The sequence below is a fragment of the Pontibacter populi genome (assembly GCF_019336435.1).
Taxonomy (GTDB): Bacteria; Bacteroidota; Bacteroidia; order Cytophagales; family Hymenobacteraceae; genus Pontibacter; species Pontibacter humidus.
The window spans coordinates 50,902-64,150 of record NZ_JAHWXQ010000009.1; the positions used below are offsets into that span (position 1 = coordinate 50,902).

The 13,249-nt window shown below is 44.2% G+C and carries 7 protein-coding genes; 6 read left to right on the plus strand and 1 reads right to left on the minus strand.

Annotated features, from left to right (window positions below):
• The first annotated feature begins 9 nt into the window (after window positions 1-9).
• A complete protein-coding gene (locus tag KYK27_RS18245) occupies window positions 10-312 on the plus strand; it encodes a hypothetical protein (protein ID WP_199111753.1) in 303 nt (100 codons plus the stop codon).
• A 772-nt stretch (window positions 313-1,084) separates the two neighbouring features.
• Here KYK27_RS18245 and KYK27_RS18250 read toward each other — a convergent pair.
• The gene (locus tag KYK27_RS18250) at window positions 1,085-2,035 is read right to left on the minus strand and encodes an EamA family transporter (RefSeq protein ID WP_199111754.1); all 951 of its coding nucleotides are present in this window, start codon (window positions 2,033-2,035) and stop codon (window positions 1,085-1,087) included.
• Window positions 2,036-2,239: 204 nt separating this feature from the next.
• On the opposite strand from KYK27_RS18250, the gene KYK27_RS18255 reads away from it, so the two are divergent.
• The 5 genes from KYK27_RS18255 (at window position 2,240) to KYK27_RS18275 (ending at window position 12,800) form a co-directional block, all read left to right on the plus strand.
• Window positions 2,240-4,708: a bifunctional UDP-N-acetylmuramoyl-tripeptide:D-alanyl-D-alanine ligase/alanine racemase gene (locus KYK27_RS18255; protein ID WP_199111755.1), complete on the plus strand. Its 2,469-nt coding sequence runs from the start codon at window positions 2,240-2,242 to the stop codon at window positions 4,706-4,708.
• Window positions 4,709-4,895: 187 nt separating this feature from the next.
• Entirely contained in the window at window positions 4,896-5,144 is a 249-nt protein-coding gene (locus KYK27_RS18260; protein WP_199111756.1) for a ferrous iron transport protein A, read from the plus strand.
• A 15-nt stretch (window positions 5,145-5,159) separates the two neighbouring features.
• Complete coding sequence (gene feoB, locus KYK27_RS18265) at window positions 5,160-7,313, plus strand: ferrous iron transport protein B (RefSeq protein WP_199111757.1); 2,154 nt, start codon at window positions 5,160-5,162, stop codon at window positions 7,311-7,313.
• Window positions 7,314-8,136: 823 nt separating this feature from the next.
• The gene (locus KYK27_RS18270; RefSeq protein ID WP_199111758.1) at window positions 8,137-11,349 is read left to right on the plus strand and encodes a SusC/RagA family TonB-linked outer membrane protein; all 3,213 of its coding nucleotides are present in this window, start codon (window positions 8,137-8,139) and stop codon (window positions 11,347-11,349) included.
• Between the two features lie 11 nt (window positions 11,350-11,360).
• On the plus strand, window positions 11,361-12,800 hold the full coding sequence (locus KYK27_RS18275; RefSeq protein ID WP_199111759.1) for a SusD/RagB family nutrient-binding outer membrane lipoprotein: 1,440 nt from the start codon (window positions 11,361-11,363) through the stop codon (window positions 12,798-12,800).
• Window positions 12,801-13,249 lie beyond the last annotated feature (449 nt).

A 13,249-nucleotide genomic window follows, 5' to 3' on the forward strand; every position in this document is an offset into this window, starting at 1 on the left:
GAAATGACAATGAAAACGAGACTATCTATATTTAAAACAGGACTAGCCATAGCCTTTGCAGCCGTAGTTGGTTATGGTTGCGGCGAGCAGGATACCACCGCTGAGCATGACACCGGAACAGCCGAAGCTATAGTAGAAGGAGACTCCTCGGCAGCAAACCTGAACAACCCGCGCCCGGCACCAATAGGAGATACTTCGGTAACTGCTAACCAGGCCGACCAGTTTGGCGAAATGAATCCGAATCAGGATTCGGCAGCGCGCGCTTTGCACAAGCTAGATGAGCAAAAGAAACAGGGAGACCAAAGACCATAGGTTACAACTATAAACCATAACAAAACAGCCTTGCCACTATTTGTGGTAAGGCTGTTTTGTTATCTAATATCTATCGTGGTTAATTCAGAAATTCTCTTTTGTCATCCAGACCGTAGCTGTGAAGGATCTTATATGTCCTATGGTTTCTACTTTGTCATTTCGAACGCAGAGAGAAATCTATCTCAGCTTATAGTTGAGATCTCTCAAATCCGAACCAAGTTATCCTTTCAAACTTTCTATAATCCTGGGAGCTCTACTTGCCTACAGTTTTATAGTTGGCTTTGGTGCCCTCACGGCCGGGAGGCCCCGTCTTCGGGCATCGCGCGGTGTACATTTCTTTTGTTCGTTCCTCACAATGCCTGGCGGCACCAGAAATCTACAAGGCGCTCAACCCCAAGACTGATATCAGTTCGATAGTTTATTCTATAGTTTAAGGAACTGCTATAGTTGCGTCGCTTTATCGTGCTCATAATTTTGAGGGGCCAGGTAAACCTGCCCTGTTCGTGAGCTGTAACTATTGAACTATAACTTAATCTATAGCTAAGGCAAAGCTCCCCTCCTTAGACTACCGAGAAGTGATTTCGAAGGTAGCGAGCGTAGCTCTGAGGGGTTGGGGTGGTTGGACCACACAAACTATAGCACGATAACTCAACCTATAGCAACAACAGAAATTCCCCTCTTGGGAGGGGCAGGGGTGGGTTAAAACTCCAACTATAAAACCATAAATAAAACTATAGTAGCAGATAAGTATCCCACTTGAGAGAGAAAAAATCTACTCTATAATAGTAGCCGCCGAAGTAGGCGGAACCGGCATACCGCTCGCAGTTTTCCGGCGCTTTTTTAGATTAATATTATAGATAATCAAAGAGATAAAAATGAGCACATAAGCCATTGCTTTCACCAAAGAAGTCTCTTCATTAAAATACACAAAGGCTATCACGAAGTTCATGATCGGGTTTATGTACATGAGAATGCCGATGGTGCCGGAAGTAAGCTCTTTTAATGCAAACAGGTTCAGGAACAAGGGTAATACCGTAAACAGAGCACTCAGGATACTCACCTTCAGAAAAAAGCCGCCATCCAGCACTATCGTTGAGTCGCCTTTGAAGAAACTATAGAACGGCCCGATAAACAGGAAAGCCAGCAGCAACTGTAGGGTCAGCAGTACGATTTTGTCATAAGCCCGCAAAATGCGCTGCGTGATCAGATAAAATGCATAACTCAGCGCGATCATCAAACTAAACAAAAGGCTGGTCAGCTCGCCGGTCCCGATAAGCACACAACTGATAATACCCAGGCCGATAGCCAGCCACTGGTTTGGCCGCAACTCTTCTTTTAATAATAAAAAACCAAGCACCGCTGTAAGTATAGGGCAAAGCAGATACGAGAAAGAGCCGGTCTGAATATCAATATGGTTGACCACGTAGATAAACGTAAGCCAGTTTATAGTTAGTAGTATGCCCCCCAGCAGCGTATAAACTATAAAACGTCGCTTCTCTTTACCTTCCGAAGCTTTTACTAAACTATAGGTCTGCTTTATAGTGTCCCTCCTGAAGAACAGGCAAATAAATAACAGCAACGTTACCGACAACGCCACCCGGAAATAAAGAATAAGCCCGCTCGGGTAGTCGGCCAGCGCCTTTAACGGAAAAGGTATAAAACCCCAGATAATGAAAGCCGTGATGCCCGCCGCATAAAAGGGATTTGCTTTAAGTAGTTTCATGTAAGAATAAAAAGTGGGCAAAGGTAGTTAATTGTTGGTAGTTAAATTGTTGAATTGTCAGAATCAGGATTTGCAGGATTAGAGGATAAACGGGATTGCTAATTCTTTAGCTCCTAAACTGAATCACCTTTCTAACTTTCAAACTTTTTAAATTTCTAACTGAATTATCTCCTAACTTTCAGCCCGCAATCAGATTGACCGCTTATGCTCACTTTCCAGGAACTTGCAACTATAACTAATGGTACTGTACTGCAGTTTGTGCAGGCACACTCGGTTATAAACCTGCTTACCGACAGCCGCAAATTGTCGCAGCCGACGGGCACCTTGTTTTTTGCAGTAACAGGCAAGTTCAACGACGGTCATAAGTACCTGCCCGCTTTATATGAGCTGGGTGTCAGGCAGTTTATAGTTGAAAAAGAGCTGGATGAAAAAGGCCGTAACTATAGCCAGCTGTACCCGGAAGCAAATCTGTTGCTGGTGAAGGATAGTTTAAACGCTTTGCAGGAACTGGCCGCATGGCATCGGTCGAAGTTCACTATTCCTATAGTTGGCATAACAGGGAGCAATGGCAAAACTATAGTTAAGGAATGGCTGGCGCAGTTACTGAGCCCGGATGAAATGGTGGTCAAAAGTCCGCGCAGTTATAATTCGCAGCTGGGGGTTCCGCTTTCAGTTTGGCAGTTAAACAGCAACCATACGCTGGGCATTTTCGAAGCTGGCATTTCGCTGCCCGGCGAAATGGAGAAACTGCAACACATCATCCAGCCAACGATAGGCATATTTACCAACATCGGCACCGCCCACGACGAAGGCTTTACATCGCGTGAGCAAAAGGTGCAGGAAAAACTGAAGCTGTTTACCAACGTGGATGTGCTCATTTACTGCACCGACCACAAACTGCTAGACCACGAAATTCAGGCCCAAACTATACATACTTTTACCTGGAGCCGGCATCACAGCGCTGACGTAACTATAAATGCTACTACTGCTGCCGGCCATAAAACAATAGTTGTATTTACTTACAAGGGTGAGAAACAACGCCTGGCTATTCCGTTTACCGACGAAGCATCTGTAGAGAACGCCCTGCATTGCCTGGCTACACTACTTTACCGCCAAGTGCCTTTTGCCGAAATCCAGGACCGGTTAGACCGCCTGCACCCCGTTGCCATGCGATTGGAAATGAAGGAAGCTATTAACGGGTGTTACCTGATCGACGATACCTATAATAATGACCTGGCGGGTCTGGCCATAGCGTTACAATTTCTGGGCAACCAACCGCAGCGTGGCAAGCGCACCATTATTCTTTCTGATCTTCTGGAGTCTGGTTTGCCGGAAGAAGCTTTGTACGGGCAAGTGGCTGCACTTATAAAAAACCGTGGCGTTGAAAAAGTGATCGGCATTGGCTCAACTATAAGTCATCATAAATCTAAGTTTTCAGAAACAGCGATTTTCTATAGTAGTACCGCAGATTTCCTGGCACAGTTTAAAGCCGATGATTTCCGGAACGAGCTGATACTGGTGAAAGGCGCGCGCGTGTTTGAGTTTGAGCGGATTGTGCATGCGTTTCAGCAGAAAGTACATGGCACTGTGCTGGAAGTTAACCTCGATGCGCTGGTACACAACCTGAACTACTATAGATCTAAACTTGCCCCGGATACCAAACTAATGGTAATGGTAAAAGCCTTTGCCTATGGTAGCGGAAGTTTCGAAGTGGCCAATCTGTTGCAGTTCCACCGGGTAGATTACCTGGCCGTGGCCTATGCCGATGAAGGCGTGATGCTGCGCGAGAACGGAATTACCCTCCCGGTTATGGTCATGAACCCTTCGCCGGACAGCTTTGCCAAATTACGACAGTACAACCTGGAGCCGGAAATTTACTCACTGGAGCTGCTGGAACAATACCTGAAAGACCTTCCTGCCGATAACTCACGCCACCGCATCCACCTAAAACTGGATACCGGCATGCACCGCCTCGGTTTTACTTCCGAAGACTTTGACGCGCTGTTTCCATTGTTGCAGCAATACCCGCAGGTGCAGGTAGTCAGCACGTTCACTCATTTGGCCGGCGCCGACGAAGCACTGCACAACGATTTTTCGCAGATGCAGATCAGCAACTTTAGGGCAATGGCTGCTGAGGTGGAAGCAAGGTTAAACTATAAGGTCATCAAACATGTGCTCAACTCGGCGGGCATTGTTCGTTTCCCGGAACACCAGTTGGATATGGTTCGCCTGGGCATTGGCTTGTATGGCGTAGAGGCAACCGGCTCCGAGCAGCAAGCCCTTAAGTCGGTTAGTGTTCTGAAAACCACTGTGTCGCAGGTTAAAACTATAGTTAAAGGAGAAACAGTAGGCTACAGCCGCAAAGGCATTGCCGACTCTGATAAAACCATTGCAACTATAGCCATTGGGTATGCTGACGGTTACGACCGGCGTTTCGGTAACGGAGGCGGGCAGGTGATCATCAACGGCAAACGGTGCCCTATCATCGGCAATGTGTGTATGGATATGTGTATGGTTGATGTAACAGGACTGAGTGTAAAACCTGGCGACGAAGCAATCATCTTTGGACCCAAATTAACGCTGGTTGATATGGCTGCCCGCATCGGAACTATACCTTACGAACTCCTCACAAATGTAAGTTCACGCGTAAAACGCATCTTCTTTTCAGAGTAATTTTTAATTGCTTTAGGTTAAACTCTTAAATGTTAATTGTTGTAGCGTATGTGTGTTGAGGCGTAAACCTTCCACTTTTAGCCATTTAACAGGCACCTCTAACCATTTGGCTAAAACTTTTGCTTTAACGATGAACACCTTGTAACTTGCGGTTGTTTATAAACAGTCTAAATAAAAACAGCTTACGGTGCAGAAAAGGGAAGAAGAGCATATCGACAAGAAAAGTGTACGCGACCTTAAATTAGGAGAGTGTGGCATTATTTGCTGCCTTAAAGACCCGGAAATGGGCCTGAAGCTTCTCGAAATGGGTTGTTTGCCAGGTACGCAGGTTAAACTGAACAGCCGCGCACCACTCGGAGACCCAATCACGATTATTGTGAACGACTACACTTTATCGCTGCGCCTCGACGAAGCTGAAACTATAATGCTGAAATAGCACATTACATTTACCATGACTGTAGTAGCCCAACCTGAGATTAGAGAAGCGTCGCAGACTACACCCCGGAGTGAGGTTGCGCGTGTGGCGTTGGTAGGTAACCCAAACTCAGGAAAAACCTCTTTATTCAATCAGCTTACAGGCCTTAACCAGAAGGTCGGCAATTTCCCGGGCGTTACAGTAGATAAGAAAACAGGTACGTGCCAGCTTAGCGCTAACCAGAAGGTACAGATCATAGATTTGCCTGGTACGTATAGTTTATACCCGAAGTCGCTGGATGAGCGCGTAATTATTGACCTGCTTTACGATTCGGCTTCTGCCCATTACCCTGATCTTGTTGTAGTTACGGCAGATGCCTCAAACCTGAAGCGTAACCTACTGCTATTTACTCAACTCGCCGACCTTAAAATACCTGCTATACTTGCCCTTAACATGGTGGATGTGGCGGAGCAGGAAGGTGTGAAAATAGACATTCCCGCTTTACATAAAGGCCTGGGTGTACCGGTAATACCTATGAATGCCCGCAAAGGGATTGGCGTTGCGGCCCTTAAGATCTTGATATTGCAGCACCTAGAGCCTACGCCGGTGCAGTTTTATACCGTGCCCGATGCGCTGAAACCGGTAACTGAAACTATAAAAGCCCGCTTCGGCCTTGATTCAGATTACCTGGCCCTGCATTATGCGCATCAGTACAAGAGCCTGAAATTCTTATCTGCCGAAGAAGCGGAGTGGATCGGTGCTTTACTGGAAACACATGAGTTTAAATCTAATGTAGCCCAGGCCGACGAAACTATAGCCCGCTATACTTATATAAATGAGTTGCTGCTGGATGTAGTACGTGTGGAGCGCGTCGAGAAAGACGAAAAATTCAGTAACCGCCTCGACCAGGTGCTTACCCATAAAGTTTTCGGCTACCTGATCTTCATGGCTATCCTGTTCCTGGTCTTCCAGGCCATCTTTACCTGGGCCAGTTACCCGATGGACATGATTGACCAGGGCTTCACCAGCCTGAACGGGTTGATACAGGACAACTTTAGTGGCCCGCTCATAAACTTATTAACCGAAGGCATAATTGCCGGTTTGGGTGGTGTAATGGTCTTTATACCACAGATTGCAATTCTGTTTGCTTTTATTGCGGTGCTGGAAGAGACCGGGTATATGGCCCGCGTTACGTTTATGATGGATAAGATCATGCGTAAATTTGGCCTGAATGGTAAGAGCGTCGTTCCCTTGATCTCCGGTGTGGCCTGCGCAGTTCCGGCTGTTATGTCGGCCCGAACGATTGAGAACTGGAAAGACAGGATGATCACCATTTTTGTAACGCCGCTCATGAGCTGTTCGGCCCGTATCCCGGTTTACACTGTTCTTATCGCCCTTGTCGTTCCGGAAACCTACTACTTCGGGTTCCTGAATTTACAAGGTCTGGTACTGATGGCCTTATACCTGATCGGTTTCCTGGCTGCCATTTTCTCTGCCTTATTATTAAAAGTGATCCTGAAAGCCCGCGAACGCAGCTACTTTATTATGGAATTCCCGGTGTATAAAATGCCCCGCTGGAAAAACGTAGGCTTAACTATAGTTGAAAAAGTAAAGGCATTTGTATTTGAAGCCGGTAAAGTAATTGTTGCGATCTCTATTATACTATGGGTGCTGGCATCGTATGGCCCGGGCAATAGTTTTGAAAAGGCAGAGCAGCAGGCTATAGTTGAGGCTAAGCAACAGAACTTATCAGATGCAGAACTAAGAAACCTGATCAGCTCTCATCAGCTCGAAGCTTCGTATGCCGGTGTTATTGGCAGAACAATGGAGCCAGCTATTGAGCCTCTTGGCTACAACTGGAAAATTGGTATTGCTCTACTTACATCTTTTGCAGCCCGCGAAGTATTTGTAGGCACCATGTCTACTATCTATAGTATAGGCGAAGAAGAGAATGTGAGCACTATAAAGAATAAGCTGTTGATGGAAAAGGACAAGGACGGAGAACCTTACTTTAACCTGGCCCGCTCCTTCTCGCTTATGATCTTTTACTTATTTGCCATGCAGTGCGTAAGTACCCTGGCAGTGGTACGCCGCGAAACTAAATCCTGGACCTGGCCTTTGGCCCAATTAGTATATATGAGTGGCTTGGCATATGTGATGGCTTTTATAACCTACCAGGTACTAAGCTAAAGGAGTTTTACCATCTTATTTCTGGATCCTTAAATCTTCGGTTAACATAACAACTGAAGATTTAAGGATTTTTCTTTTTCATAGTAAAATAAGCATTCCTGCTTTTGTGCTCTTTCTGTTAATACCGCAACAAGATGTAAATGGCTGATATGCACGCCTATATTGGGGCAGCAGTTGGGTGTCTTATAAGTGTGGGTATTGGTAAACTTAAAAGTTGCTATAGGTTAAAGTGGTTGTAATGCCATAAAACAGTCTACAGCTATAGAACTATACTTTAACATATCCGTAAAATGCGAAATGACCTGCAAATATTTATATTGTTGAATTAATTTAGCTTCAATTGTTTCCAAAAAAATAATTGTGCCTTTAGCATATAAATTTGACGCTATAAACAAATAAAAATGCATTAAATATTTGTTATAAAAGGTATTATGGTTATTATTGGAGTATCTATCACCTTAAAAACAAGATAAAATATGAAACACACTCTACTCTGTAGTACACTTCTTACTTTCACACTAAAGCTCTCGTAGGGCTTTGTGTTACACATCTAAGTGCCTGACAATCTGACTATAAGTAAGTTAAAAGCTGATGTTTGATGGGTTAGAGCACTAACGTTTTAAGCCGCTCCAAAAATCAGTCAGGGTTTACAAATAGTTGCTATAATATTATAGCATGCTAATTTGTTGGTTACTCTTCTTTAGGTTCTAAGGAAGATAGGTACAAAAAATACGCAACTATAATGTATAGAGATTATCAGATACCTTAATTAACCATTACCTATTACCAACTTTAACTTTTTTCTTATCTAAAACTAAAGCAAATGAAAAAACTTCTATTGTTGAGCTTCTTGCTTGTCTCTGTACTGGTACAGCAGGCTATGGCTCAGAGTAGGGCTGTTTCCGGAAAGGTAACAGATGCCGCTACTAACCAGCCCTTACCAGGCGTATCTGTTCTGGTAAAAGGAACTACTGTAGGAACTGCCACTGGCGTGGACGGTTCATTTACGCTTAACGTGCCTGAAGGAGGTACAACACTTGTTTTCCGCTACATCAGCTACAAAACAGTTGAGCGCCCAATCGGAAATCAATCTACATTTAATGTAACTCTGGAAACTGATGCCAAACAACTTGATGAAGTTGTGGTAACAGCTCTTGGTATTGAGCGTAACAGAAACGAGCTTGCTTATTCAGCTCAGGAAGTTAGCGGGGAGCAGCTTACACGTGCCAGAAACGAAAACGTAGTAAACTCACTTTCAGGTAAAGTTGCCGGTCTGGATATCAGAACGAACAACACAATGGGTGGTTCTACTAACGTTATCATCCGTGGTTATTCTTCTCTTACTGGTAACAACCAGGCGCTTTTCGTTATTGATGGTGTGCCTGTAAGTAACGCCAACAACAATGCCTCTGGCCAGTCTACTGGTCGTGGTGGTGCTGACTTTGGTAACGCAGCGGCTGACCTTAACCCGGATAACATTGAGTCTGTGAACGTATTGAAAGGTGCTGCAGCAACTGCTCTTTACGGTTCTCGCGCAGCAAGTGGTGTTATCATGATCACTACCAAAAAAGGTAAAAAGAATACCCTTAATGTATCTGTAAACAGCGGTGTTACCTGGAGTAACATTGATAAAGATACATATGTAAAATACCAGAAAGAGTACGGTGGTGGTTACTTCCAGGGCTTCCGTGCTGACAAAGATTTTGGTGATGGTTTAGCTCCGGTTGTACGTTTCCAGGATGATGCTTCTTATGGTCCTAGATTCGATCCGAACCTGATGGTTTATCAGTGGGATGCGATCGATCCGTTACACCCTAACTTTGGCAAAAGAAGACCATGGGTAGCTGCTGAAAATGATGCAACCACTTTCTTCGAAACTGGCGTTAACTCTAACCAGAGCATTGTAGTTAGCGGTGGTGGCGATAAAACAACCTTTAACTTAGGTTACACTCGTAACGATATTAAAGGTAACCTGCCTAACTCTACTATCGACAAAGACATGTTTAACTTCAACGCTTCTTACGAAGCTACTGAAAGATTAACAGTTTCTGCATCAGGTAACTATACTCGTACAGTTGGTATGGGTAGATATGGTACTGGTTATAGCGGTACAAACCCTAACCAGCAGTTCAGACAGTGGTTCCAGACTAACGTTGACCTGCAGGAGCAGAAAGATGCTTACTTCAGAAACAGACAGAACATTACCTGGAACTGGAACAGCACAAACACTGGTGCAATCTACTCTGACAACCCATACTGGACACAGTACGAAAACTACTCTAACGATAGCAGAGATAACATTTATGGTTATGCAACTGCTACTTACAAAATTACCGACTGGGTAAACGTAATGGGTAGAGCTTCTTTCAACACTACTACAGACATGCAGGAAGAGCGTGTTGCTGTTGGTAGCGCTGGTCTGAGCGGATACTCTAGATACAACAGAGACTTTAACGAAACCAACTTCGACCTGATGTTGAACTTCAATAAAGATATCTCTGAAGATATCAGCTTCTCTGGTTTACTTGGTTCAAACCTTCGTAGAGACCGTGTTAGCTCAATTGGTGCAGCAACAAACGGTGGTCTGGTTGTACCAAGACTTTACTCTATCTCTAACTCAGCAAGCCCGGTAAACCCTCCATCTGAATTCTATTCTCGCAGAGGTGTTGACGGTATATTTGCTAACGCAAACTTTGGTTTCAAAGAAACTTACTTCGTAGAACTTTCTGCCCGTCAGGATAAGTCTACTACACTACCAGCAGATGCTAACTCATACTTCTACCCAGCTGCGGGTGTTAACATATTGTTCTCTAACCTGATAGAAACTCCTTGGTTATCTCATGGTAAGTTAAGAGTTAACTATGCAGAAGTAGGTAGCGATGCTCCGGCACTAAGTATCCATGATGTATATGACAAGCCAACTGGCTTCGGTTCAACTCCGATCTTCTCGCTTCCAAGCACTAAGAACAACCCTAACCTGAAGCCTGAAAGAAAGAAGAGTTTCGAGGCTGGTGTTGAAGCTGAGTTCTTCAACAACCTGTTTGGTTTCGATGTTACCTGGTACCAGTCAAACCAGATCGACCAGATTATGCCGGTTAGCCAGACTGCAGCATCAGGTTACACAAGCCGTTTCGTAAACGCCGGTGAGGTTGAGAACAAGGGTATAGAAGTAACTGCATTTGTTACACCTATCCAGACCAGCGACTTCACATGGAACATGAACTTCAACTTCGCTCGTAACAGAAATAAAGTTATAAGCCTGTACGAAGATGTTCAGAACTTAACACTAGCTTCATTCCAGGGTGGTGTTTCTCTTAACGCTGCTATTGGTCAGCCTTACGGTGTTATCCGTGGTAACGACTTCGTTTACACGAACGGCCAGAGAACAGTTGGTGAGAATGGTTACTACTTAAGATCAGACAGATCAGATCTTATCATCGGTGATCCAAACCCAGACTGGACTGGTGGTTTCAACAACAACCTTACTTATAAAGGTGTATCATTAGGCTTCCTGATTGATGTTCGCCATGGTGGTGATGTATTCTCTCTTGACCAGTGGTATGGTGAGGCAACAGGTCTTTATGCACACACTGCAGGCCTGAACGCTAAAGGTAACCCATCTCGTAATCCGGTTGATGAAGGTGGTGGTGTATTACTGCCAGGTGTTAAAGAAGACGGAACTCCAAACGACATTTACGCTGAGAACCAGGATGGTGACGGTATGACTCCTTATGGTTATGCTGCTGATAACTATGCTGGTGCTCCAAGAGCTATGTATGTGTTCGATGGTAGCTTTGTTAAGTTAAGAGAAGTAGCTCTTTCTTACGCTTTACCCGAGTCACTAATCGGTAACCTTGGTTTCGTTAAAGGTGTTGATCTTCAGTTGATCGGCCGTAACTTATGGATCATCCATAAGAACATGGAGTACTCAGATCCTGAAGAAGGTCTAAGCTCTGGTAACGCTGGTAGAGGCTACCAGTCTGGTGCTTACCCGGCTGTTAAAACTTACGGCTTCAACGTTAAATTAAATTTCTAAAATAACAGAAAATGAAGAAACTTATCATATGCTTATTCTCGCTGGTGTTTATGGCATCATGCGTAGATGATCTGGACGAGTATAATTTTGACCAGAAGCGAGCAACAAATGTACCGGCTGTTACCCTGTTTACGGGTGCAACCAAAAACTTAACGGATGTGCTAACGACTCCAAACGTTAACACAAACAACTATCGTTTTTACGTACAGCACTGGACATCTACTCAGTACCTGGATGAGCCAAGATACAACATGACATCACGTACAATTCCTCAGAGTATGTGGACAACCTTGTATCGTGATGTACTTAACGATCTGAAGGAAGCAAAGAGAATTGTAAATGCTGATCAGACTCTTGTTGAAGGCGTTAAGAAAAACCAGTTAGCTCAGATTGAGATCATGGAAGTTTATACATGGTCTGTACTGGTTAACACTTTTGGTGACGTTCCTTATACTGAAGCGCTTGATCCTTTAAATGCACTTCCTGCATACGACGATGCACAAACTGTTTACAACGACATTTTAAATCGTCTTGATGCTGCAGTAAAACAACTTGACCCTGCAGCTGCTGGCTTTGCAAAGAGTGGAGATATCCTTTACGGTGGTAGCATGACAAACTGGGTTAAGTTTGGTAACTCTCTTAAGTTAAAGCTTGGTATGGTTGTAGCTGATGTTGACAATGCAAGAGCAAAAGCACTTGCTGAATCAGCAACAGCAGCTGGAGCAGGTGGTGTTATATCTAGCAACGCTGAAAACGCTTCATTCGAGTATCTGCCAGCTCCTCCAAACAACAACCCGATTTCTTCTAACGTTAAAGGTCCTCTTTCGACTCGTGAAGACTACGTTGCTGCAAATACACTGGTTGATGTAATGAATGATCTAAGCGACCCAAGAAGAGAATTTTTCTTCACTTCTGTTGGTGGTGTTTACAAAGGTGGTAAATATGGCTTCCCTAACGATTTCGCAGCTCACTCAACTGCAAGTGCTAAGATTGCTGATCCTACATTTGAAGCCTTATTACTTGATTATGCTGAAGTAGAATTCCTTCTTGCTGAAGCTGTTGAAAGAGGTTATGCTGTAGGTGGTACAGCTGCTGAGCATTACAATGCCGGTGTAAAAGCTTCTATCAAGTACTGGGGTGGCTCTGATGCTCAGGCTACTGCATATCTTGCACAGCCGGGTGTAAATTACCTGACTGCTCCTGGCGACTGGAGACAGAAAATAGGTAAGCAGGAGTGGATCGCTCTTTACAACCGTGGTTATGATGCTTGGGTAACCTGGAGAAGATTAGATGCTCCAACACTTGTTGCTCCAGTAGCTGACCTGACTATTCCTACAAGATTAATCTACCCTGTTGTTGAGCAAACGCTTAATCCAGAAAACCATAAGTCTGCAGCAGCAGCTATTGGTGGAGATGATAGCAGCGTTAAGCTTTGGTGGGATGTGAGATAACAAAACTCTCACTATAATATAAAAAGGGGTTGCCAGAAATGGCAACCCCTTTTTGTTTAGGTAGCTAATCAGTATCTATAAAATCATAGCAACTATATTTTGACTATAAAGAGAGAATAGGCATAATAACTATTGCGTGAGAAGTTCGGAGAGTAATTAGATTACTTTATAGTTAATACTAAGAAGTCGCAATGCGGTAAGCAGCAGAGTTGAGTTGCCAGAACCAATACAAGTATTTCTAAGGTATGGGAACAGCACTTCAATCGAAGGGCTGCAGGCTAGGCTGAAAAAGAATCCTTTTCGTAATCAGCCACTTAGCTAAGTGCAGAGAAAAACTACCGATTGAGGCCTTGCATGTTGAAGAGGATTTCCTACTTTTGCAACCCGTTCAGCAGGAAAGGAAGTGAGAAGTTGGAAAGAGGCGCAGTAACTGGAACGGAAGAAAAACC

What these genes read in the sequence shown, in the direction of transcription:
- KYK27_RS18245 (WP_199111753.1), top strand. Translation starts at nt 10, where the DNA reads ATGAAAACGAGACTATCTATATTTAAAACAGGACTAGCCATAGCCTTT.
- KYK27_RS18250 (WP_199111754.1), bottom strand. Translation starts at nt 2,035, where the DNA reads ATGAAACTACTTAAAGCAAATCCCTTTTATGCGGCGGGCATCACGGCT.
- KYK27_RS18255 (WP_199111755.1), top strand. Translation starts at nt 2,240, where the DNA reads ATGCTCACTTTCCAGGAACTTGCAACTATAACTAATGGTACTGTACTG.
- feoB (WP_199111757.1), top strand. Translation starts at nt 5,160, where the DNA reads ATGACTGTAGTAGCCCAACCTGAGATTAGAGAAGCGTCGCAGACTACA.
- KYK27_RS18270 (WP_199111758.1), top strand. Translation starts at nt 8,137, where the DNA reads ATGAAAAAACTTCTATTGTTGAGCTTCTTGCTTGTCTCTGTACTGGTA.
- KYK27_RS18275 (WP_199111759.1), top strand. Translation starts at nt 11,361, where the DNA reads ATGAAGAAACTTATCATATGCTTATTCTCGCTGGTGTTTATGGCATCA.